The following is a 24,419-nucleotide window of genomic DNA, read 5'->3' on the forward strand; positions in this document are numbered from 1 at the left end:
TCTCGACAATCTGAGGCTGATTTTCAGCCTCTTTTTGCTTTACTTTTCCATTCCCGTTTATTGTCCACTCGGTTTGTTAAACCTTTTGCATCTAATCTTTCTAAAAAAGGAATAATATATTTCCTAGATAAATCGAGTATATCCTTAGCCTCTCCCACCTCAAATTCAGCGCTAGTCTGATTAATCAGTTTGGAAACGGCTTCGTTAAAAACATCCCCATGATAGGCAAATTGGTCATCTAGTTGGACCATTTGGCCCGTGTCTTCGAAGAAACGTTTTAGGTCCCCGCTAAGCTGGTCTGGTATTCCTGCTGAAGAAAAATAATCCTTCAAATAGCGAACCTTTAATCCGTCTCTCTTTAACTCCTCCAAAAGGTTTTCTGCTCGTTTTGCCCAGTTGTTTGGCACATGGGGAACAAAAATCTGCAAGGAAACAAATTGCTCTCTCCGTTTAAATACTTCACTCGATATGCCATTTTCAACCACAAAATCCAAAAGCGGCTTGGGAAATTTCTTTTGCATAGCCTGGAATAATTCCGCTTTATTCAATCCAGGCTTCATTGGGTATTGATGATGGTACTCCTGCAGCCGATCATAAATATCTTCTTCGATTTGATGAATTAACACCCTTAGTGTGTACTCTTTACCATTAAATAAAACAAAGTCGGCGTCACTCAACTGGTTGGTTAAAGTAATTTCATCTAAGGCTGTGCGTTTTATTAATTCATTTACTGTTAAGCTTTTTGCCTCGAGTAATGCGGCAGTAACCCGTTCTTTTGGTGAACCTTCTTTTTTCTTTTCGAGCTCATCAATGGTTTGGCTGCCAAACCGATATTTATTTCCCCTTGGGTCAATCACCCAGCCGCCGCCGATCGTTTCTTGAGGACTTGGCCGCCGTAAAATAAATCGGTCGCCGCGCTTTGTCAAAATTTCCTCTTCAAGCCGGAGTTGGCAGAGAATTTCGCCATTATCCTCTTTTACTTCATTCCTGTCAAAAAATACAATCCGCCCCATCACTTCAGATGTACCAATATGAAGCTTAATGGGCATCCTCTGTTTTACGATATGCTCCAACTCATCCACCAGTAAAATAGCTACATCAATAATTTTTGTGACTATAAAGTGTTCAGATGATACAAGTACATCTCCCCGCTCTACCAGTTCTTTTGCGACTCCTGACAAATTTACTGCTGCCCGTTGTCCGGCAAATGCTTTAACCGCTTGCTTATGGTGAACCTGTATTTGGCGGGCACGAACATCCAGTCCTTTAGGCATAATTTTCAACGCCTGGCCTTCCTCGACGGTTCCTTCGTACACAGTCCCACGGACCACAGTTCCTTGGCCTTTTACTGTAAACACTTGGTCAATCGGGAGCCGGAATGGTCCCTTTGCGTCGCGCATCTCTTGTTCTTTAAGCTTTAAAATAATTAGCTCCTTTATCTGGCCAATTCCTTTATTGGATAGGCTGTCCACTAAAACAAAGGGGGAATTTTCAAATACTGACCCCTTTAGTTCCTCCAGAATATCATCCTTGACGAGTTCAATGAACTCCTCATCAACTCGATCAATTTTGGTAATGGCTATGATTCCATTCTTAACACCTAAGAATTTTAAAATTTCAAGGTGTTCCCGCGTTTGCGGCATCACACCCTCATCAGCAGCAACCACAAGTACGACTAAATCAATGCCAGCGACGCCAGCAATCATTTGGCGAATAAACCGCTCATGTCCGGGAACATCTATGACAGAAATCTGAATTTCGTCATCCTCATAAAGTGGAGCAAAACCAAGTTCTATTGAAATTTGCCGTTCTTTCTCTTCTTTCAGACGATCTGTATCAACATTCGTTAACGCCTTCGTCAGCGATGTTTTCCCATGGTCAATATGACCTGCCATTCCAATGGTAAAATATCTTTTTTCCAAGCTTGCCACCTTCTTTAACGGTCTTCCTCTTTACTGTAGCTTGATTGGCAAGATAGTTCAAGTGTCCAATTTCAAACAGATAGAAGGGCTCCATAGGAACTTGAGAATTCCCCGTTTGCTACAAATACTGGCGTTAGCCCAAGCATCACTAGATAGTTTTCAAGCGTCGTCTTTAAAAAAGGATTATTAAGTAACGTGCTGCCAATCAGGACAATATCTTTTACTTTGTGTAGAGCAGCTGCCTGCAACGTTAACAAAATGATGGTTTCGGCAATCATATTGGTGACTGCAGCCATTCGGTCCGCTTCTGAATGCATAACCTTTGCAGCCTTTGCAAAATTGGCTGCTGTTAAGTCTCCATTAATAGGCGACTCGTCGGATTCGTAAATATCTTTTACCAACAAATCCAAATTTCCCTTTGAGCCCTTGCTTGCTAGGCTTGTCAGTTGATCATAATCCTGACTGTTAGCCAACAGGGAGCCAAGACCAACAAAAGTTCCTCCGCCAAGGCCGCTTCCAAGGATCCTTTCATAGTTTTCCCCCTTTACTAAGTGCCAAGAGGTACCGGTGCCGATATTGATTATTAGGAAAGAGTCCTCGACCTTTGCTCCCTGTTCGGCTAATAAGAACCGTGCACCGTCACAGGTTGCTTGAAATTCAGGCACAATTGTCGCGTCAGGAAAATAGTTTTTTTGTAGGATATGCGCTTTGCCGCCAGTTAAAACAGCTTGAACGTCCACTCCTGCTGCCTTTACCCAGCTAATTGCTACATCCGCCTTTTCTATCGGGAATTTTTTAAAGTGAATGCGATTATTTTCTTTATAAGCTATTTTCAAAAGTGAACCGCCGGCATCGATTCCTGCTTTTACCTTTGACATATCCATCACTCCCTGAATTCATTTACATACTTTTTTGACAGCTATTGCTTATTTCCTGCTTTGACATAAAAAAACCCCATTCTCTTTTAAAAGATAGGGGTATTCCACTGTATCTACTCTTTCTTCTTCTGGAACTGGCTCATATAAAAGTTGGGTGCTACTTCGATATCGCTAGTTAGCTTGAACCCATTTTTTAAATACAAACTTTTGGCTGGGATATTGTCTTTACCGGTTGACACGTAAATAACTTTACTATCCGGATGAACATTTTCAACGGCGGCTAAAAGATTTTGCGCAATTCCTTTTCGGAAGAAATTGGGATCCACTACCATTCGGCAAATGGTGAGTTCTTGGCTATCGACAGTATAGGAAACTGCCCCCGCAAGTTCACCTTGCTCAAAAAAGCCTATAAAGGATTCACCGCAATTTCTGAACTCCGATAGCGTCTCTTGTAATGGAGGGATGTCATAAAAGTTAATCAACCGGGCTTCTACTAAATAAGCTTCCCGCTGCAATTGATACAACCTTTTTACTATACTATCATCCTGCCAATCAATATTTTGTATCATTCAATCCGTCCTTTTTTTAAAAAGCTCTGTTAAATTTTGCTGTTGATTTCCGCAGAGCATTTTTTAAAAGTCCTTCCAGGTATAGTCAATGGATAGGACGCCAATTTTTTCTTTTTGTATATAATTGTCTGAAACCGCCAGTGTTGGGTTCCGGAAACAGGCTAAATTTTTATGATAGCCAAACCTCTTACATACTTCCGGCCTTGCTGAGTAAATACCGCATTTATCATTTTCAACATCATAAAAAATACATGTCCCGTGATACCGTGTTTGCTTTTCTAGATTAGTACGTAATCTAGACGGCATTGCTTTTACTTTCTTTTTAATTTTGACAAGCTCTTTAGCCGTGATTGAGACAGGACCGCAGCATAAACCTTTGCATCCCTTGCATGGTAATGAATTCATTGTTCACCTGCTTCTAATCTGACATTATAGTGATACTTCCTCCATAATTTCACGATAGTAGCTTTCCTTGGACCGCTGACATACCAGCAGCACCAACAATATACTAGAACAAAATATAAGAATTGAGGCAAAAATCATGCTGTACCGCAATGGGAACAGTTCGCCAGAAAAACCAATCAATAACACCAGACCGATTTGTAGAATACTTTGAATGGTTCCAAAAACGCTTGAAATTCGGCCCATGATTTCGACAGGTACATTATTTTGATAAAAAGTGACTAATCCTGCATTTGAGAAAGAATTAAAGAATCCTAGAACGATAAAACCGATTGCTACCAACAAAAAGGACGTGGAAAAGGCATAAATGATATAACCAGCTGCTACCATTACGTATCCTAAACCTAGCAATAGTTTTATAGATAACCGTCTAGAAAAATAAGATAGAGCAGAGGAACCGACAAGATACCCAATTCCTGTAATAGAGACTAGCAAGCCATAATCTGTTTCAGTCAGCCCAACTACCTTTTCAATAAAGACGACCTCCTGGGCATCCATCCCTAGTGCAATAATCCAAAAAAACTGTCCGAGAAAAAAAACAGCAGCTATGTATGAATGTTTTTTTGAATACGATAAAACCTGCTTCCAATCATTCATTAAGACCTTAAGAGTAATAGATTGTGAGTGATTCCCTGACTTCTCCACATTTGGCAGGAGAAATAACATGAAGGCTGAGACAGCAAACGAAACCGCATTAATCCAAATGGCCGCATTAGCAGTTGTGAACATCAGGAGGGCACCCGCAATGGCTGGACCCACTACTAACGCACCTGAGGTTACAAAACTTCGTAACGCGTTAAATTGCTTACGATTTTCTCTTGGGATGATACTGGTTATATAGGTAACCGAAGCCGGTTCAAAGAAGGCTTTAGCAGCCGACAAAAAAAACAAACAAACATAAATCAGCCAAATGGATGGAAGTATCGGTATAATCGCAACTACCAAGGCTCGAATGAAATCAGTTAAAATCATCAATTCGCGTTTATTTGCCCGATCGATAATACTGCCTGACCAAAATTTAGTCAATATGGCCGCAATCGGGCCAATGATCCACAATCCGGCCACCGCTGCAGCGGAGCCTGTTAATTTCAATACAAATATATTGATAGCTATAATATAAATGAAATCACCTAATGAGGAAATACCTACCCCAAATAATAATAAAAAGGAATTTCTTTTATTAGTCATATTGGCGGTTGCTTGCAATTTAACCCCTCTTCCATTGTTGTAGTAAATTTTATCCTGAGTGGATTTTTCCCCATTTTCTGCTGCCGCACTCCTTATTGTTTGCATGTTTTCTATGAAATTATTATGGCATAATCAGGTTTACTTTCCAATTTCATAAAGTTGGGAAATATTTAGCTCACTCATACTTTCATAGGTGATGTTTTAATCGTATTGACTTTTCTGTATATTTTGAATACTATCTGATTCAACAAGATAAAATAATGTTTCACGGGGGGGAATGAATTTGAAGTATGACGTGATAGTAGTTGGAGCAGGTCTAGCCGGGCTTGTAGCCACCACCGAACTGGCAGCTTCTAGAAAGAAAGTTCTACTATTAGACCAAGAACCGGAGGCCTCATTTGGCGGACAGGCATGGTGGTCGTTTGGAGGCCTCTTTTTGGTTAACTCACCTGAGCAGCGCCGAATGGGTATTAAAGATTCCAAGGAACTTGCCTGGCAGGATTGGTTGGGCGCAGCAGGGTTTGACCGGGAAGAGGATGAAGATTATTGGGCAAAAAAATGGGCTGAGGCCTATGTGGACTTCGCTGCAGGCGAAAAACGGCAATGGTTATACGATATGGGTGTCCGATTTTTTCCGGTTGTCGGCTGGGCAGAACGGGGCGGTTATCTCGCTGAAGGCCATGGCAACTCAGTACCGCGATTTCATATTGTATGGGGTACAGGTCCCGGCATTGTTAAACCGTTTGAAGAAAGAGTACGCATAGCAATGGCAGATGGTCATGTCGATTATCGTCCACGACACCGGGTGAACAGTTTAATCACAGAAAATGGTACTGTTGTTGGAGTAAGAGGTGATATACTCATCCCCAGTAATGCAGCACGTGGAGAATCCAGTTCGCGTGAAAGAATAGCAGATTTTGAGTTTCAATCACAAGCAGTAGTCGTGACTAGTGGTGGTATTGGGGGGAACCATGAGTTAATCCGCAAAAACTGGCCATCAAGGCTGGGACCTATCCCAAGGAATATGATATCAGGTGTACCCGAACATGTAGATGGACGGATGTTGGCTATTACAGAAAATGCCGGGGGAAGAATCGTTAACCGCGACCGGATGTGGCATTATACAGAGGGTATTAGGAACTGGAACCCGATTTGGCCTATGCATGGAATCCGAATATTGCCAGGTCCTTCATCACTATGGCTTGATGCAACAGGAAGGCGGTTTCCCGCCCCTAATTTTCCAGGCTTCGATACTCTCGGTACCTTAGAAGCGATAATGAAAACGGGTTATGATTATTCTTGGTTTATTTTAACGGAAAAAATTATTGAAAAAGAATTTGCCCTTTCCGGTTCGGAACAAAATCCCGACCTCACAGGTAAGAGCATCAAAAAAGTATTGGCACGGGTACTTCCCGGCCCTACTGCGCCAGTGAAAGCATTTATGGACAAAGGTGAGGATTTTGTTATCGCCCAAACATTGCCGGAGCTGGTTTCAGGTATGAATAAGCTTGTTGGAAACCATTTGCTGAAATTGGATGAAGTGGAACGGCAAATCCAAGCCAGGGACAGGGAAATAGATAATAAATTTACAAAGGATTTGCAGATAACCGCTATGCGTGGTGCAAGGAATTATTTGGGAGACAAACTAATCCGAGTGGCCCCGCTGCATAAAATTTTGGACCCAAAGGCTGGCCCATTAATTGCAGTTCGATTAAACATCGTCACTCGAAAAACACTTGGCGGTCTTCAAACCGATTTATCAGGTAGAGTATTGGATTCTTCAGGAAAACCTGTACCGGGACTTTATGCAGCGGGTGAAGTATCAGGGTTTGGCGGCGGAGGCATTCATGGTTACCGGTCACTCGAAGGAACCTTCCTTGGCGGCTGCTTATTTACTGGTCGTCAAGCTGGGCGTTCCCTTGCTAAAAAATTATCTTGATACAAAAAAATCGGGTCTCTTAAAGAGAATTATATCTTTAAAAGACCCTGATTAATTAATTTATAAACACGAACTCTGTCCTGCTTCCAGTTTGACCGGCGATGACCTCTAATCGGGCATCAATCCGTTCCTTCAATTCGGGAACGTGCGAAATAATTCCTACTAAGCGACCACTATTTTGAATATCCATTAACGCTTCAATGGCTTGATCTAGAGATTCTGGGTCGAGCGTGCCAAACCCTTCATCAATAAACATCGTTTCTAACGACACACCGCCCGCATAATTTTGCACAACATCCGCCAAGCCCAACGCTAATGATAAAGAGGCCTTAAAGCTTTCCCCACCAGAAAGCGTTTTGACGTGGCGCTCCTGTCCAGTGTATTGGTCAAAGACTAACAATTCCAATCCACTTTGGGCATTTCCTTTGGCACGGTCTGTTTTTCTCAGCAGCCGAAAACGCCCCGACGTCATTTTTCTGAGCCGAATGTTCGCTTCTTGTAAAATATCATCTAAAAACGATGCGAGCACATACCTTTCAAAAGTTATTTTAAAATTATTGTCACCTTTGGCAATCTTGTAAAGATGACCAATCAGCGTGTATCGATCCTCTAGCAATTTAACCTTTTCGTTTAACTCCTGAACACGCTGATATATTTCCTCGTTGTTTTGCTTTTTCACCAGTAGGTCCGTTCTTTCCTGGTTAAGTATTTCAAGTTCATGGTTTACTTTTTCCAGTTCCGTTCTCAATCCATCTAAATCAGGTATTTTAATATTCGTTAACCGTTCGGTTAGTTCCGTTAGCCTGTCCGTAACTGACCGTAACTCCTCATGGTACATGCGGATATCGGTGGAAAGTTTCTGAATTTCAACTTCAGTCATCTTGGAAGCATGATATTGGGTATAATTTTCAAAGCCTTGTTCAACAAGCAAATTCTTAAACAATTCCCGCTCCAATTTTAGTTCCTGTTGTTTTGTGATAAAAAGCTGGTCCGCATCTTGTAATCTAGCAGTTTCAGTGGCATGTTTTTCCTTCACTGCATTAAAATTCTGCTGAGCCTGCTCCAGCTGCTTGACCAGTTTTTGATGGTTCAGCTGAGATTCAGCCAAAACTCTTTCATACTCAGCTTCAGAACGAAGACTTTCCGGGATTGAGTTCATCATCCGTTCTAATTTGGTTCTCTTCTCTGTCACCTGAACTGTTAAATCATTGATTTCCTTCGTCATGTCGGAAATAGCACTTTGTAAGGAAGCACTAGTTTGCTCCCCTTTTTCAATCCGTTCCACTATTTGCTGAAGCTGTTTTATTTGCAAAACAAGCTTTTCTTGTGTATGGATTATGTTGCTTTTCAAAGAAGTGATCTCCGCTTTTACATATGGGAGATCGTTAACAGAAAAGTCCTCTCGTGTTTGCTGAATTTCCTGCCATAACTCCTGCACAGCTTCTGACTGACGCCTTTCCTCTGCTTGGCTTTGGTAAAGTTTGGCTTCGTCCGCCGATTTTGTCGTTTCCCACTTTGCAGCCTGCTCTTTTGCTGCTTTTAGATCCTCTTGTTTTGGCAGTTGTTCATTCATTTCTAAAGCAGGAGATGGGTGATGCTGTGATCCGCATACCGGACAAGGTTCTCCATCAGATAGGGTCGCAGCTATTACCGCTGCTTGTCCATGCAGCCACTTTTTCTCAAGCTCCTCCACAAGGGCTTTGGCATCATTATATCTCGACAGACTATTTTGATACCGTTCTGTTGCTGTTTTTAAAAACTGTTCTGCTTTTTGATGCTGAATTGACTTATCTTCAAACTTAGCCAAGCGTTCAAGTTCTGTTTCATATTTTTCTAACTTCGCCTTATTTTCTAAAAAGGCAATTTTGCTTTTTTCAATTTCATCCTTCTGCTGTCTTAATGACTTCAGTTGCCTATCATTTTGCTCATATTGATTTTGATATTCTTGTTGCTTTCTATTAGCAACCTTCAAGGAAGCTTCTGTTTGACTTGTCTCTTTCTTGAATCTTTCAAATGAATAAACATCCTCTTTCATATTGACCAGGAAGTTTATCTGCTCGAGTGCTGCTTGCCGCTCATTCTCGCGATCTAGTTCTGCCTGCAATCGCTGTTCATATTGTTTAGCTTGAATATCAAGGTTGATTAGATTGGCTTTTATCGTCTGGACATTTTCTTCTGCCCTGTCCATATCACGCTTTAACCGGTGGCATGCCTCTTCTTTGCTCTCCAATAGCGCTGCCTTTTGAGCTAATTGAACTTGCTTTTCTTTTTCAGCAACCAATTGTTTTTGCGATTCAAGATCGGCTTTCTGAGTCTCTAATGCCTGCTTTTTTTGCAGCTGTTTTAGCAAATCTTGAGCTTCTATCAGCTTGGAAGTCAAAGCTTCTTTTTCTAGACCCTTTTGCTTAATTTGCCCTTCCTTTTGGTTGAGCCTTTCGCTCATGGTCTCAATTTCGCTTAATAGCAATGGCATAATAAGTATATCGTTCGTGCTGCCGGCCTCCAGATAGGCCTTGAGCTCTTCATTGGTTAGAGCCTGGATACGGCGGATGGCTTCATTTCGGAGCTGGACCTTGTCATCAACTGACCTTTTAAGTTCCGTTGCCTCTTCCTTTAATTTTTCCTCAATGGCTTTATATAGCTGCGTATGAAACAACCGCTGCAAGATCACTTCTTTGTCTTTACTATCGGAAGTTAACAGCTTCCGGAATTCGCCTTGGGGGATCATAAGAATTTGCCGGAATTGATTGGCATCTATTAGCATGATCTCTTTAATTTTTTCTTCGACATCGCTAATTTTAGAAGCCAGCAGCTGCTTTTCTCCGTCTTCGATCGCATATAGTTCTGCTTTAGCCCCAATCTGTGTATAACCGTCCCCTTTATCCTTCTTTTTCAGCTGCTGCGGCGATCTAGTAATCGAGTACATCTTGTTTCGCAGGGAGAAGTCCAATGATACCTCAGTTAATAAGTCATCTTTGGCAAACTGGCTCCTAAGCTCCGGACCGTTCCGATCTTCCCCGCTAGCCTTTCCATAGATGGCATAACTAATTGCATCAAATATTGTGGTTTTGCCAGCTCCTGTTTTTCCAGAGATGACAAACATTGTACGGTTACCCAGCACGGTAAAATCGATTGTCTCCGTTCCCGCATAAGGTCCAAACGCCTTCATGGTTAGTTTTAACGGTCTCATCTTACCACTTCCCCTCGCAACGCTTTTTCGATGATTCCGATCATGGCTGATTTTTTGTCCTCAGAAAATTCGGATGTTGTCATGTCAGAATAAAATTGTTCAAACAGTTCGAGTTCCGACTTTTTCTCGCTTTTGATGGAGTTAAAAGATTGCTTTTTCTTTAAGTCCGTCAGTTCAATTTTCCGTTCAAGATGTAGGACGTTTGGATATACCTGACGCAACTTGTTAATCGGATCGATGATTTCCCCTTCGTCCAATAAGGTAATTTTTAAATAATCATGGCTGCGTTGTTTTTCATAAAATTGCGGATCCAATAGCTCTTCCATATAGCCCTCGATTTCGCGCATATCATAGGTTGGGTTTAGTGACCGCAGGCGTTGAGTAAAGTTCCCTTTTTCATCCATTTCAATAATCGAGATAGACTTATTTTGCTTTGCTTCCGAAAAAGAGTATTTTAATAGGGAACCTGAATATTTGACCGTTTGATGACGGATCGCATCAGGGCTGTGTAAATGCCCCAATGCCGTATAAGAAAATGGCTCGAAGAGGTCTGCAGTTACACACCCAGAACCTCCCACGGACAACATCCGTTCGGAGTCAGAGGTTTGGCCTCCTAATACGAAGGCATGTCCCACAAAAATATTTGGTTCATTAGGATTGATTGATTCTTCTATTTTACCAATCATCGCTTTCATCGCATCTTGATGTGAATGAATGGTATCATCATTCAAAATCTGGCGGACAACACCAGGCTCTGCATAAGGAAGCAGATAAAAATTGGCTCCGTTAATCCGAACAGGGTCAAAGGAATTTGTTAGCTTGCCTGATAAATAAAATTGGCTATGCTTGTACCATGAACTCCCGAATGAAAGCCGTTCGGCGCTATCATGGTTACCGGCAATGCTGATAATCGGAGTTTTCAAGACGACATTAATTTTAAATAGAATTTCGTCAAGTAATTCCACAGCATCGGTCGGCGGGACTGACCTGTCATACAAATCACCTGCGATGACAACCGCGTCCGGTTTTTCTTCCGCTACGATGTCAACAAATTGCTCTAATGCCTCCCGCTGATTTTCAGTCATATAAACTCCGTGGACCAATTTGCCTAAATGCCAATCGGCTGTATGGATAAACTTCAACTGCCTCACCCCGTGTTAAGAACTATTTGTGCAATACTGTTATTATAGCAAAATATAAATCATAAATGACTTGGAATTGATTTCATAGAGTTGAGGTAACTGGTGGATGTAGAGAGAGGAACAACTCGGAAACTTCCGTTCTTGCATTTTTGGCCTTGAACGCATTAAAAAACAGTCCAGAATAGATCTGGACTGTTATAATTAGCGTAATTAAAATTACTTCTTAGTTACATTAGCAGCTTGTGGTCCACGAGCTCCTTCAACAACTTCGAAAGAAACTTCTTGACCTTCTTCTAGAGTTTTGAAACCTTCTGTTTGAATAGCAGAGTAATGAACGAAAACGTCGTTACCGTCTTCTCCTTCGATGAATCCGAAACCTTTTTCTGAGTTAAACCATTTAACCTTACCGTTTTTCATGTAAAAAAATCCTCCTATTGGCTTGCTATCAAGCCATGTGTAAAATTCACCAAATTACAACGTGATAGCTTTACTTTCATACTCTTATCCAAACACTGGTTAGAAACCTTTGAACAAGCTTGTAACATAAATCTATTCTCGTGCAACGGCTGACTCAAATTTACCACTATTACTATATGTTTGTCAAGAAAGCAGGATGTGACATGAACTGACACGTTTCCCAAACAAACAACTTTTTACCGTTGTTATTTTCCATTCCTTTGCTATCTTAATCACTACTGATTATATTATTTGTCGGTTTTTGAGGAAAAATATTTTGGGCAAATATCAATAGCTTCTTATTTGGGAGTATGGTGGCTTTGTAGAACAATATTCCTGTCAATTTTCCCCAGCCTACATTTAACCCCTTTAACGATCTCCTGAATTAATAGTTCTAGCCCAATATAAGTTAAGGATGGGAGATCAGCAAAAAGCTTCTTAACCTCCCATTTCAATTCGTTCTTCCCGCAGATGCTGTGGCGATTAATTTGTTCAACCTCATCCTGGATTTTGGCCATTTCAATTGCCTGGTCTTCCCTATCCAACAAGGTCATCTCATCCAACCGCTCTAAGAACTCAACCGACTTCATAATCTTATAGGCAACTTCATCATGAACCTCTTTTTGGATAAGATGATGTTTGTATTTAAACTCATTTAATCGCAAGGCGGAATCGTAGGTTGCCCGGACAATATCCTCTCTCGTCATTTTATTCGTTTCATAGCTGAGCATGTTTTTCCAGGAAGGCTGCTTCATTGCTGCACGGAAATCTTCCAGCTTGTTACAGAATTTTTTATAGCCATACGTTTCCGGATGCTCAAAGGCAGGACTTCCTGGGTCGAGGAACGGTGAGAGTGGAGCAATAAAATAAGAGATTTTCGGACTTTCACTACATTGTTTGTGAATGTTTTCACAAAAATCCACATTACGCATGGCACTTTCATAATCTTGATTAGGAATTCCAGTCATGAAAAATAAATCAATTTTTGCACAGCCATGTTTTAAGGCAAATTGAAGCATCTCAATGACTTTTGCATTCGTACAAGGCAGCTTTCCATTATATTTGCGGATGTCCTCATCCGCTGATTCCAAGGTTAACTCGATGCTGTACTTCGGCATGGCTTTATTTAATCGTTTAAAAAACTCTTCATCTGCATAATTAAATAATTCAAAAACAATCTCATTTTTTATATCCATTTGTTCTAAGCCGGAAAGAAATTCGTTAACATATTCCGGCCCACCCTGACGAATGTCATTTAATAAAAATATCGGGGCCCGTGTGAACCTTTGAATAAGGCCAATGTCCTCCAGCATTTTCTTCGGCGATCGCATCACCAGTTTCTTTCGGTTACAGTTTACGGCATAAGCATCTTTTGAACCACCGCAGATTAAGCAATTATAGGAACACCCTTTTGAGGTCAAAATGGCTGTGTTCGGATACTGAAGCCACCCTTTGTATGGCAATGGATCCAGCAAATTACAATATTTAAATACGGATCGGATGACATAACCATATCCCGGAAAATTAAATTCATCCAGACTATCTGGAACATAGGTCATAGCATTATAAAAGTACTTGCCGTCACGTTTCCAAGTTAAATTTGGGATATCAGTGTAATCACAATTTTTCTGTTCCAACTTATTTAAAAGCATAAGGATGAGCTTTTCCGTAGTGTCGCCGCGCACCACAAAGTCAATCCAAGGATATTCGATTAACTCTTTATGAAAATATGTACTTGACAAACCACCAAACAAAACGGGTGTATCAGGATGGTATTTTTTCACGATCCTGGCCAGTTCAACACTGCCATGGGCATGTGGCAGCCAATGTAGATCAATGCCGAATGCCTTGGTTTTTATTTTTTTAATTTTCTTTTCAACGTCGAAATCAGGATTTTGCAGCATTCGGTTAGCAATATTAATAATCTTCACCTTTAATCCAAATCGTTCTAAATAATCGCCAATACTTGTTAAACCAATTGGATACATTTCAAAAACGGGTGAAGATGGAACAACATCGCTGATGGGTCCGGTAAATAACATTTCTTTGCGGAAATCATATACTGTCGGCGGGTGGAGCAGTACTAAATCGTACACAGTTGAGTCACCTTCCTTCTTTATATTTCAATTTAATAGTAATACAAAAGCTTTCCTAAAAAAGTGAATAATTATTACAAAATTAAGAATTAGACCTATCCCACGCATTTTTTATTATAAAGCTCTGTTAAATATGGCTGTTGATTTCCGCTCCAATCAACGAGTTAAGACAATCAACAGTATCGTTTAAATGAGCCTATTATAAAAAGGCTCTTTTCTTTTGGATTGTTACTCTTCTCCTACCTGAAGGAGTAAATACATAAAGCCTAAATACAGACGACCGAACGTTCAGAAAACACACTGTCTCAGTCGTTATTAGGGCCCTTATTAACTATCGAACTACGACCTGAGATTCGTTTGCTGCCTTCGCGATCTTTCAGATGCACCGAAAACAGGTTCAAGCAGGCCTCTAAAACGCAAAAAAAGGGGAAGCTATTCTAGTAACCAGCCTCCCCTTTCTTACTAGAACATTCTGAATCTCAGAACCTACGATTTCCCACCAGGCACCGGAGTCCTTGGCAATCTACTCCACGAAATAACACTCCCGGATTTGGGTGTTCCCCTTGGTGTTAACATACACCTTGTATTTATCGACCTTGTAGGTGTCGGCCGCGTTATTGCGGATACTGAAGGTCTCGCTGATGACGTTGGTGCTGCCGTCAGAAAGCGCCTCGGAGATTTTAATTGTTAGCTTGTTCTTGTTGTCACCCAGCTGCTCGACCGAGGCTGACGGAGTCGCCGAGAGGACTACAATCTTTTTCCAACCGGCGTACAACGTCATGTCGGTGGTGACAGGCATGTCGAAGTTCCACGGGGTCTCAAGTTTGGCGTCGCTGAACCAGCCGCCAAACAGGTAGCCGGACCTGGTCGGGTCTTCCGGCTGTACAATTTTGCCCCCCTCATTCACAACCTGCGAAGCAACCGCAGAACCTCCATTGGTATCAAACGTTACCACATGATTTCTTTCCGAAGCGTCAACTCTTACGTTGTGCAGCATGACGGTGTTATTGGTTGTCATACCGCTGCCGGCATAGTCATAAGAGGAGTTGCCAGAGTTGTTAATGCGGATGCCGAATCCTCCAAAATTGTTTTTACCCAATGCGCCGGTTTCATCCGTCCACGAAATGTCAACCGAATTAGCCAGATTTTGCTGGGTTTGCAGTGGCGTCTTCTTGGACTGCGTCGATGCCTGGACGCGAAGGGTGCTGCCCGTTACGGAAACGGTAATGGTGCTCTTCGGCATAAACGCAGCTGTCCTAATCGGCTCGCTCAACATAGTCTGATTATTGCCGTCATATTTATACAGCGTCCACATCGTGGCGTTAGAGCCTCCGGCAGCGGTACGTTCTACACGAAGGCCGTATCCCACTCGGGTCGCTGGATCGTATTTAACATAGAGATCCAAGAAGTTACCGTTACCTCCGAAGCCCTGACCCTCGACCTTACTTGAGGAGTAGTTCAGGACCATCGACATGTCGCTGTAGCTGCCGGTTTGACCGAACACGAATCTGGTGTTCGTACCGCCGGAATTGTTCTGAAGACCCCAAATCTTATCCGTGCCGTTGGTTCCAATCCCCCATCCCCACGGGACTGCTGAACCGCTCACGCGATCAAAGAACCATCGGCCCTTGGTGGTCATATGGTCTTCATTGGTAAAATACAAATTCTTAAAGTCGGTATACAATGACCTGTCTGTTACGTCAGCCGCCGTGACAGCACGCTTGGAGTAAACCGTGATGGGTTCCCCGGAAGAGCTGAACTCATACTTTGGTGTGATAACAGCGCGTAAGTAATAACCAACATCGTACTTATTAAGAGCATAGTTTGTATACGGCTCATCTACGAAGAACTCGTTCGCGTCGTTACGCATCGTGCCGATATGAACGCCGTTTGTCGTATTGGGACCTGTCTCGCGATACCATTCAATGACAGAGGTATCCTTGTATCCAAGCTGGTCCAGCGTGTAGCTGAGCGTCGCAAGATTCTCGGTAATCTCAATCCCTTGCCCCGTAACGACAGGTGCGGAGACAGGCGTCGGGCGGATGTACAGCGTCGCGCCGGCCGAGATACCGCTAGGAAGTGTGCCCGTCACAATCGTCTTAATGATAGAGCCGGTATGGTTGGGCTTGGCGGTCAGCGTAATAACACCAGTCGCATCATCGACAGTGCCGTTTAACAGATTCGTATCGTACGACCACACCGTATTTTTTACGTCGACAGAATCCGCCGGGGTCGGGGCGGGCGTCAAAACAGCCCTGTTGGTATTGTCTGTTTTGTCGGAATACATGGTTTTACCCGTTGCTTCGATTAAGAATCGGTACGGCAGGTGGGCGTAAGGTTCCCACTCCTCACTGTACTGGCCTTTAGGGTCCCAACCGTCATCCCCCTTTAAGAGGTTATACACATTGTATTCCTCGCCGACCTTAAAGGCATTAAGGGCGTTTCCGGTAAGCGTAACAGAGGTTTGCGGCTGTGACGGGCTGATGACGAGCGGCTTTTTATCTTCACCGATTGTGTTGTTCGACACGAAGTGGCGGGCGTCCTCGCGCACCACGTTTTCCCACTCGACAGATTCGATCCGGCCGGTGAACTGGGTATCGATGATGGCAAAAATCCCATTAGCGTTAGGGCCGATTGCGTTGGACTGCTTAGCAAGGTAAACATCCGTACTAGTCATTTGCGGCATGCCAATGATTTTGCTGCCCAAAAGGACGCTGACACCGCCATTACCGGCGCCGTTGACGGACGGGTGGTTGCCGAAAAAGTGAAAGGTACAATTCTCGTATACATTGACACCGCCGGCGAAAATAGAGTCGTCGGTTAATTGGAAAGTGCTGTCTAAGAAATAAGCACGGGTTGGCGCAAGGTTAAGCATCATGTTCAAATAGCCGATAAATCGCGTGTTTTCGAAGTATAGCTTATCAGGCGCACCCGTGCCATTGGCTCTTGTTAAAACCTCGGCGTGATTTTTCGAGTCGATTCGCTTTTTCATATTTTGCGACGGATCGCGCGGATAAACCAAATCCTCTTGCGCGTAATTGGCGATGGTGATGTTCTCGCTGCGGAAGCCCGAGGAGATGCCAAGTGAATACCAACTGCCGTTCGCGCCTAAGCCGGTCTCTCCTCCCTCGCCGCGGTTGCCGCAGATAATCGTGTCTGTCGCATCCTTAGTCAAGCCGAGGAAAGAGACGTTTTCACCCAAAATGCTTAGGCCGATATTCGGACCTGCAATCACGCCGCCTTCCTTATACGTTAAATCTGTCCAGTACACACCTGGGACTACGTACACCGTCGTGCCCTCGGGCAGCGTCAGCTCGCGTTGGTTCTCGGATAGCGTTCCCAAGGTCTGCAGCGTTTTTGCAACGTAAGGATTTTCAAGCTCTTCAGCCGAGGCATAGGCGTTCAGCAGGCGATGCTTCTCGTCCACCTTAACCCACTTTGCGTAGAGCGTCATCGAATCGACTACCGTGTTGTTCAAAAAGTCCCACATATGTACATTAGTGGATTTGTCTGTGTACCAGCCCACAAATACCAAACCGTCTTTTTTTGGACGCTCTGGAACTTTGATCGTGTCGCCAGCGTACACGTGCTGCGAATCGACCTTGCTTCCGCCGTCGGTGTCAAACGTTACTAACAGAGATTCACCGCTTGAAGCGTTGGTTACGTTGTCGATGAGGTCGTTAGCCGCTTCTAAGGCTCTGCGTGCTCCCGTCCGTGCGGTCTGTAAGGCAGCCTTCTCCTCAGACGACGCCGCTTGGGCAGTTTCCAAACCGTCCGCCAGCGCTTTTACAGCGGCCTGCTGCGACTGCAGCTGGGCAACTGTGGTAGCATTGGCCGACTTGGCCTTCTTCAACGTGGTTACCTTGTTCTCAAGTTCCATCTTAGCAATCTCCAATTGGTTGATTTTTTCTTGGTCAAATCGAGCACCTGCAGGGGCAGCTGCGTTTGCGCCTTCCGCGGCAGACGCGATTGCCAGGAACATATTGAATACAAGCAGAACGCTGGTCAAAATACTGACTGCTCTTTTTACTACCATCAGACAATACACTCCTTCTTTTATTGAATTTAAATGCACCTTGGAATTATAAATGCTATATTCCTCTTTCTAAAACGACGCCGCCGCTTCGGGGAATGGGCGGCGCCGTTTTAGTTAAGGTTGATCTTCCTTCAAGTTCAGCCGCCGTCTCAGCGGTTTTCAATTAAATGGCTTTTTCTTACTTCACGATGTAGCACGCGCGAATTTGTCCGTTTCCTTTTGTGTTGACAAAGACTTTGTAGTCGCCGACACTGTAAGTGCCTTCCGCATTGTTTTCAATAGTGAAGGTTTCGGAAATATCATGGGTTTGGCGATTTTGATACGTTTCTGTTACGGTCACTGTCAGCTCATTTTGATTGCCTTTCTGTTTATGGACGACTGCTGAAGGCGCAGCATCCACCACTTTCAACTCGCCGACCAGATACACATCCGACCATTCACTTGCACCCGCTGAGTTGAGGGCGCGGACTCGGAATGAATAAGCACCGCCTTCTTCTGCTTTGGCAAGAATGGCTCTCAGATTGGCAAACTGATCGATATCCTGGGTTATAAAGCTGGTCGGACGGCCATTGGCTTTAATGGTCTTCAGGGTTATCCACTCATTAGAACCTTGATCCCATTGAATTTCATAGTTTTCTGTCAATACTTCTGTATTCATCCAGTTGACGGTAAAGGTATCTTTATATACAACGATTTTACCCGGTGCTTCAATAAACTCTCCCACCGCAGAACGTGCTTCATCATTAATCACAACACTTGAAATCTCTGGAGTTGTTGGCACCTCTTGTGCTTTCGGAGAATGTTGGGCACCGGAATAAGATTCAATTTCAGTTCGTAAAGCCTGGGAATGTTCCGCTGTACCCGTTGGCCAAACCCCTTTTTCACTAGGCCTAAATTTCCAATCCAATTGCGCTGCCGGACTTGTTGTCATATTTGGATTAGTAGTGGTCGAATCATGAGCAACGACGATTCCCACATCTTCTTTGACATTAAAGTTTTTGGCAGAGCTTTCGTCAAGTACATTTGGTTGAAGTTTCAGGGCAGCTTCTCTAAGAGCATCCAGGTCTTCTTGGGTAATGCCAGGCATAACATCGGTAAGTGCTCTAAATCCTTCTAACGTTTCAGGAAAGTCCCCTTGCGTCACGGCTTCATAGGACACGATAAATCCCGGGGCATCACCGAAGAAGTGGTTATATCCGGCATTTGGCGTTCCAGAAGGCAAGTCAGATCCGTAATCATTAGGTTGGAAGCCTCTTGCGTGACCTTGACGGCTTCTTAAGAATGGGAAATTGACATTGTCAAAGATATTCCCCTCTGCCCAAATGTTGGCATTATGGGCAGCACCGATTCCATAACCCGTATTACGGTCAAAGAGAGTGTTATGGTATGGATGCCCTTGAACATTTTGGTAGAGGTTGTTGAAGACGTGAACGCGTCCGTTACGGACCCGTGGTGTCCGTTCTTCAGAACCCTCGAACCAGTTATGATCGATGGTTCCATAGTGCGCGCTGATGGAGCTAGGACCGCCACCAATCAGCATGACCTTACTGCTGCCGCTGAAGTGGTTATAGGCAATGGTGTAGTTTCTTGCATGGTTGGTGATATCAACGGCGCCGTCGCCTTTCGCTTGGTCCGGATCGATTGCCTTGGCAAGGTACAGGTTTTGGCCATAACCGAAGCTGTTGTTATGTACCCAATAATTGGAACCTCTTGTGGCAGCGTTATTACCATTAAGTTCAATAGCGTCATTTGGCCAATAATCGAAGTTCAGGTTGCGGATGACAATATTGTGGGCGCCTCCGGTACGAATACCCCATCCATAAAGCAGTGCATCCGGACCGATTCCTTCAAAGGTGATATTTCCGTTGCCGGCACCGACTAAGCGGTCATCGCCGGTAATTTTCCCTAAGAAACGAACGATTAACGGCGTACGTTGATTTGGAGTAGCTCCTCGATCTGTCTGAAATACTGCATTTCCCCAGAATGTAGTGCCTTTATTTTTTTCGGTGACATAAATGATTTTCGCCTTAGGATTTACGCGTCCATCTGGCAGGTAGCCGCCGACAGCTCCATCTAAAGCAAATTCATGATTTCCTTCGAATTCATTTTGATTTGAAGGAACAAACGCAGCTCCGTTACGCGGGAATGAGCGCGTTTCTAGATTGGAAATGGTCTCAAGGACTTTCCCATCACTGTTTCGAATCTGGATTTCATATTGCCCTTTAGGCAGGCCGGGAATATCCACTCGCCAAGTGCCGCGGGCTTCGTCCACTACACGAACCAACAGTTTGTTTGCTTCGTCATTAACTAAAGTCCAGTCTGTTAAGAAGTCTTTGATCAAGCTTCCATCGCGCCAATCGACGATGTTTTCTCCTCGGACATAAACTTTATAGTCGGCGTCGTTACTTCCTGTCCAAGTCGCAAAAGCGGTCTCAAACCAGGTCCCGGATTCTTTGGCAATTATTTCATTAGAAGCCGCTAAAGCAGGGGAATCATTAGCTAAAATCGGTACATACACGAAAGTTGACAACACCAACATTGCCGCTAAGACGATACCGATGCCTTTCTTTGCTTTTGAAAAAAACATTTTGAACCACCTTCCCTTACTCCATTTTGTGCCAACAATATTCCACCATTTTCTCTCAAATTAACGCTTCCGCAGCCCCAATTTCCATTGATTTCCTCCTTTCTGGGTCTCATTATATCGAAAACGTTTTCAAGGATACATGAAAGAATTTTAGAATTTAGATTAATATATTTAGGTATTTAAACTTACAATTTTCCCATCACGAATTCTAGTTTTTAGAGACTTAGGAATATGCTTTCTCCATACCTCCTTATCTTCTCTATTTTCAAAACCTTCCACTGGCGTTAAAGCACCATGTTTATACTTTTTAACTAACCTTTCGGGATCAATAATTGATTTACTTTTAGCCCTGCCCTGTGCTCAGTTACAGTTCCATCTTGAATCTCTCCTAAAGCATCCAATTCATCTATTAGTTGAATTAACTCGTCCTCAGAATAAAATTTAGAAAGTTCCTTTTCATTTATTTGGGGTTTCAGTGATTAATAGTGAAAAACAACAAAGCATACAAAAAGCGCCGAAGAGATTAATTCTTCGGCGTTGTTCCTGTTTGTTCTTCATCATCCTTAAACTTATCAAGTATGGTAATAATCTCAACTAAATGATTATTGAATATTTGCCGGGCGACGGCAAGCAATTCAATAATCATCGGATCTTTAAGGGTGTAAATGACCTTATTCCCCTCTTTTGTCCCAGAGACAATATTTTTCGCACGGAGGATTTGCAGCTGCTGAGATACAGCAGACCCCTCACTCCCGGCAAGGCTTTGGATCTCATTTACACTTTGATCCCCTTCAGCCAAAATCTCTAATATCCGAATCCGTAATGGATGGGCAAGTGCTTTAAAAAATTCAGCTTTAAATCGCTGCATATCCAAATTCAATTTATCATCACCTTTTCTTGTTACTAGAAGGTTGCCGTTAACTTTTTGCCGCTAGTTTCAACTGTCTCACTCCCAGAAAGACTCTTACATTCCTTAAATGCATAATGCCTGCATCCTAAACACTTAGTTTGATTAATATGATTTAGTCCATATTGGATAGCATCTCCGGTATGTTCAAAAAAGTGCTCCTTGCCAATGATGTCATATAACCCAGTTTTTTGCAGAACGCTTTCTGGCTGCGAATTCAACCCAGATATTAATACTATACCACTTTTAGAAAAGTGACGGACAATACTTGATAAATTGGCTTCCCCTGTTGTATCCATAAAAGGGACACGGCCCATCCTTAACAATAAGATTTTTGGGTGGTAATCGATGGTACTCATAATGGTTTTTTCAAAAGAATCGGCTGCACCGAAGAACAGCGGACCTTCTACGTTAAAGATACTAATTTGCGGACAATCGTGCGTATCTGTCACCACACCGGATGCCATCTTTTCATGTTTGTGTCCACGGTTTGGCAAAGCCTTTGCTGTAACCATCAAATCGCTCATCCGTTTGGTAAATAATATCGCTGCCATCACCAGCCCGACTTCGACAGCTGTAGTTAGATTAACAAAGACAGTTAATAAAAAGGTCACCACAAGAACAAGTGAATCCGTAGATTTTGTTTTTAACACTTGAGCAAACACTTTCCGCTCACTCATATTCCACGCAACGATCATTAAGATCGGTGCCATACTCGCCAATGGAATATAAGAAGCGTATGGGGCAAAGAATAATAATACCAGCAATACAACAATACCATGTATCACTCCTGATAAAGGCGACACCGCTCCATTTTTAATATTAGTAGCCGTACGGGCGATTGCACCAGTTGCCGGGATGCCTCCAAAAAGCGGAGTAATCATATTGGCAATTCCCTGTCCAATTAACTCCTTGTTGCTGTTATGCCGGCTGCTGGTCATACCATCTGCTACCACCGCAGAAAGAAGTGATTCAATGCCCCCCAGCATGGCAATGACAAACGCCGGCTTTATTAAACTAACGATCACATCCATATTCACTTCGGGGAAATGAAGCCGCGGCAATGAACTGGGAATTTGCCCATAAGCCGTTCCAATCGTAGCTACTTCACCTGGGTAAAAAATAGAAGCCACAAAGGTAGATATTAAGAGTCCAATGAGGGGACCGGGAACCTTTGGCGCAATTTTAGGAGTGATTATGATCGTGACTAAACAAATAATTGCTGTGAATAGACTGTAACCATTTAGGGTGTGGAGATGAACGAAAATTTCCTTTCCATTAAGGATAAATTCTTCGTGTTTTTTTATTCCCTCTAAACCTAGGAAGCTGGCAATTTGTCCTGTAAAAATAGTTATTGCGATTCCAGCCGTAAATCCAATGGTTACCGGTCTTGGGATATACTTTATCAACGATCCCAGTTTAAAGATTCCCATTAACAGAAGCATGATTCCCGCCATAAATCCAGCAATAAGCAGATTTTCGTAACCGTATGTCATGACAATTCCGAACAATATCGGAATAAATGCACCGGTTGGACCGCCAATTTGGTACTTTGAGCCCCCAAATAAGGAAATAAGAATTCCGGCAACAATGGTCGTATAGATTCCATACTCTGGCTTCACTCCGGAAGCAATTGCGAATGCCATACCAAGCGGAATCGCAATGACACCTACGATCACCCCGGAAAGGAAATCTTTTGGCAGGCTTGAGATTGAATATTGATGGAACCTATTATCTGGTAACATATTCACCCTTCTATCTTCTTATTTTTGTATATCTGATTATTTGAATATAGAATAATAGTTTGAAAGATGCAAGGATTTTTTCACGAAATTTCCATTTGTCTTTTTTAACTGGAAGTGTTACAATAGCATAGCGATGAGCTGAGTTGCGTAAGTCGAGAAACATTTCCTTTTAGGAACGCACAATGTGGAGTGTGGTTTACTCGCCGCAATACGCAAAGGCGCCTGTTTTTTAACAGGCGCCTTTTTTAATTATCTCAGAAAAAAATAGCACTTTTTTCCTAAATATTTTACAATTAGAGGGAATAAGAAAAATGTGTGGAGGGAAGAGCCATGAATAACCACGAAATTGATTACAAGATTTATGGGGATGACATGCAGTTTGTCGAAGTAGAGCTTGATCCGCAGGAAACAGTGATTGCAGAAGCAGGAAGCTTTATGATGATGGAAGATGACATACATATGGAGACCATCTTTGGCGATGGGGCTAGCGGTGGTGGTGGCCTTATGGGCAAGCTATTTTCTGCTGGGAAACGTGTTCTTACAGGTGAAAGTTTATTCATGACTACCTTCACGAATGCCGGCACAGCCAAACGCCATGTTTCTTTTGCCTCCCCCTATCCAGGAAAAATCATTCCTATGGACCTAAGTCAATATAATGGCAAAATTATTTGTCAAAAAGATGCATTTCTAGCTGCAGCCAAAGGTGTTCAAGTGGGAATAGAATTTCAAAGAAAAATTGGCGTTGGGTTCTTTGGCGGCGAAGGTTTTATCATGCAAAAACTTGAAGGTGACGGGATGGCGTTTGTCCATGCTGGCGGAACCATTACTAAGAAAGACCTCCTTCCTGGTCAAACTTTACGTGTGGATACCGGATGTTTAGTTGCCATGACGAGCAATGTTCAATACGACATCGAATTTGTTAAGGGCGTTAAAACAGCGTTGTTTGGCGGTGAAGGATTATTCTTTGCCACATTAAGAGGCCCTGGTTCCGTCTGGGTACAATCTCTTCCATTCAGCCGTCTTGCAAGCCGTGTATTTGCTGCTGCCCCACACCGCGGCGGTGGCAAAGACGAGGGAAGCATTGCCAGAGGACTTTTTGATATGTTTAACGGAGATTAAAAAAAATAGGCTCTGTTAAACGATAATGTTGATTTTTTAACTCTGTTGATTGAAGCGGAAGGCGCTCGACTCCTGCGGGAGTACGGGGCTGGGGAGACCCCGCAGGCGCGGTACTCTCCGAGGAGGCTCACCGCAACGCCATAAGGTCCGCGAAGCGCCTGGAGCGCAAATCAACAGCCCCCA

Annotated in this window: 15 protein-coding genes; 2 read left to right on the forward strand and 13 right to left on the reverse strand. The window is 43.1% G+C overall.

Annotation, left to right across the window (positions count from 1 at the left end; translation table 11 throughout):
- Positions 1 to 23: 23 nt before the first annotated feature.
- The 5 genes from selB to BN2425_RS21275 all read right to left on the reverse strand — a co-directional run bounded on the left by selB (position 24) and on the right by BN2425_RS21275 (position 5,124).
- Positions 24 to 1,922 carry a selenocysteine-specific translation elongation factor gene (selB, locus tag BN2425_RS21255; protein ID WP_074433108.1) on the reverse strand — a complete coding sequence of 633 codons (1,899 nt, stop codon included), beginning with the start codon at positions 1,920 to 1,922 and terminating at the stop codon, positions 24 to 26.
- A gap of 71 nt (positions 1,923 to 1,993) precedes the next feature.
- Entirely contained in the window at positions 1,994 to 2,800 is an 807-nt protein-coding gene (gene coaW, locus BN2425_RS21260; protein WP_042463924.1) for a type II pantothenate kinase, read from the reverse strand.
- A 113-nt stretch (positions 2,801 to 2,913) separates the two neighbouring features.
- Positions 2,914 to 3,369 (reverse strand): GNAT family N-acetyltransferase, encoded by a 456-nt coding sequence (locus tag BN2425_RS21265; RefSeq protein ID WP_042463926.1) that lies wholly within the window; start codon positions 3,367 to 3,369, stop codon positions 2,914 to 2,916.
- 63 nt (positions 3,370 to 3,432) lie between these two features.
- Positions 3,433 to 3,774, reverse strand: a complete 342-nt coding sequence (locus BN2425_RS21270; RefSeq protein WP_042463928.1) for a YkgJ family cysteine cluster protein — start codon at positions 3,772 to 3,774, stop codon at positions 3,433 to 3,435.
- A 24-nt stretch (positions 3,775 to 3,798) separates the two neighbouring features.
- Complete coding sequence (locus BN2425_RS21275) at positions 3,799 to 5,124, reverse strand: MFS transporter (protein WP_235714711.1); 1,326 nt, start codon at positions 5,122 to 5,124, stop codon at positions 3,799 to 3,801.
- A gap of 178 nt (positions 5,125 to 5,302) precedes the next feature.
- Here BN2425_RS21275 and BN2425_RS21280 point away from each other — a divergent pair, with 178 nt between their 5' ends.
- Positions 5,303 to 6,958, forward strand: coding sequence for an FAD-binding dehydrogenase (locus tag BN2425_RS21280; RefSeq protein WP_042463930.1), 1,656 nt, complete (start codon positions 5,303 to 5,305; stop codon positions 6,956 to 6,958).
- 55 nt (positions 6,959 to 7,013) lie between these two features.
- Here the strand turns inward: BN2425_RS21280 and BN2425_RS21285 are convergent, their stop codons facing one another.
- The 8 genes from BN2425_RS21285 to BN2425_RS21320 all read right to left on the reverse strand — a co-directional run bounded on the left by BN2425_RS21285 (position 7,014) and on the right by BN2425_RS21320 (position 23,117).
- Positions 7,014 to 10,148 (reverse strand): AAA family ATPase, encoded by a 3,135-nt coding sequence (locus BN2425_RS21285; RefSeq protein WP_042463932.1) that lies wholly within the window; start codon positions 10,146 to 10,148, stop codon positions 7,014 to 7,016.
- Positions 10,145 to 11,290, reverse strand: a complete 1,146-nt coding sequence (locus tag BN2425_RS21290; RefSeq protein WP_042463934.1) for an exonuclease SbcCD subunit D — start codon at positions 11,288 to 11,290, stop codon at positions 10,145 to 10,147. Before BN2425_RS21290 ends, BN2425_RS21285 begins: the two co-directional genes overlap by 4 nt.
- Before the next feature lie 216 nt (positions 11,291 to 11,506).
- Entirely contained in the window at positions 11,507 to 11,707 is a 201-nt protein-coding gene (locus BN2425_RS21295) for a cold-shock protein (RefSeq protein ID WP_042463935.1), read from the reverse strand.
- Between the two features lie 338 nt (positions 11,708 to 12,045).
- Entirely contained in the window at positions 12,046 to 13,842 is a 1,797-nt protein-coding gene (locus BN2425_RS21300) for a TIGR04190 family B12-binding domain/radical SAM domain protein (protein WP_074433109.1), read from the reverse strand.
- A gap of 523 nt (positions 13,843 to 14,365) precedes the next feature.
- Positions 14,366 to 17,878 (reverse strand): InlB B-repeat-containing protein, encoded by a 3,513-nt coding sequence (locus tag BN2425_RS21305; protein ID WP_042463936.1) that lies wholly within the window; start codon positions 17,876 to 17,878, stop codon positions 14,366 to 14,368.
- A gap of 178 nt (positions 17,879 to 18,056) precedes the next feature.
- Positions 18,057 to 20,465, reverse strand: a complete 2,409-nt coding sequence (locus BN2425_RS21310) for a pectate lyase family protein (RefSeq protein WP_052352985.1) — start codon at positions 20,463 to 20,465, stop codon at positions 18,057 to 18,059.
- Positions 20,466 to 20,988: 523 nt separating this feature from the next.
- A complete protein-coding gene (locus BN2425_RS21315; protein WP_042463937.1) occupies positions 20,989 to 21,345 on the reverse strand; it encodes an ArsR/SmtB family transcription factor in 357 nt (118 codons plus the stop codon).
- 23 nt (positions 21,346 to 21,368) lie between these two features.
- On the reverse strand, positions 21,369 to 23,117 hold the full coding sequence (locus tag BN2425_RS21320; RefSeq protein ID WP_042463938.1) for a SulP family inorganic anion transporter: 1,749 nt from the start codon (positions 23,115 to 23,117) through the stop codon (positions 21,369 to 21,371).
- Between the two features lie 330 nt (positions 23,118 to 23,447).
- On the opposite strand from BN2425_RS21320, the gene BN2425_RS21325 reads away from it, so the two are divergent.
- A complete protein-coding gene (locus BN2425_RS21325) occupies positions 23,448 to 24,236 on the forward strand; it encodes a TIGR00266 family protein (protein ID WP_042463941.1) in 789 nt (262 codons plus the stop codon).
- The last annotated feature ends 183 nt before the right edge of the window (positions 24,237 to 24,419 follow it).

It is taken from the genome of Neobacillus dielmonensis (assembly GCF_000612665.1).
GTDB classification, from domain to species: Bacteria; Bacillota; Bacilli; order Bacillales; family Cytobacillaceae; genus Neobacillus; species Neobacillus dielmonensis.

Excerpts from the sequence above, each read along its gene's own strand:
- coaW (WP_042463924.1), bottom strand. The coding sequence starts at position 2,800 with ATGTCAAAGGTAAAAGCAGGAATCGATGCCGGCGGTTCACTTTTGAAA.
- BN2425_RS21265 (WP_042463926.1), bottom strand. The coding sequence starts at position 3,369 with ATGATACAAAATATTGATTGGCAGGATGATAGTATAGTAAAAAGGTTG.
- BN2425_RS21270 (WP_042463928.1), bottom strand. The coding sequence starts at position 3,774 with ATGAATTCATTACCATGCAAGGGATGCAAAGGTTTATGCTGCGGTCCT.
- BN2425_RS21275 (WP_235714711.1), bottom strand. The coding sequence starts at position 5,124 with ATGCAAACAATAAGGAGTGCGGCAGCAGAAAATGGGGAAAAATCCACT.
- BN2425_RS21285 (WP_042463932.1), bottom strand. The coding sequence starts at position 10,148 with ATGAGACCGTTAAAACTAACCATGAAGGCGTTTGGACCTTATGCGGGA.
- BN2425_RS21295 (WP_042463935.1), bottom strand. The coding sequence starts at position 11,707 with ATGAAAAACGGTAAGGTTAAATGGTTTAACTCAGAAAAAGGTTTCGGA.
- BN2425_RS21305 (WP_042463936.1), bottom strand. The coding sequence starts at position 17,878 with ATGGTAGTAAAAAGAGCAGTCAGTATTTTGACCAGCGTTCTGCTTGTA.
- BN2425_RS21310 (WP_052352985.1), bottom strand. The coding sequence starts at position 20,465 with ATGTTTTTTTCAAAAGCAAAGAAAGGCATCGGTATCGTCTTAGCGGCA.
- BN2425_RS21320 (WP_042463938.1), bottom strand. The coding sequence starts at position 23,117 with ATGTTACCAGATAATAGGTTCCATCAATATTCAATCTCAAGCCTGCCA.
- BN2425_RS21325 (WP_042463941.1), top strand. The coding sequence starts at position 23,448 with ATGAATAACCACGAAATTGATTACAAGATTTATGGGGATGACATGCAG.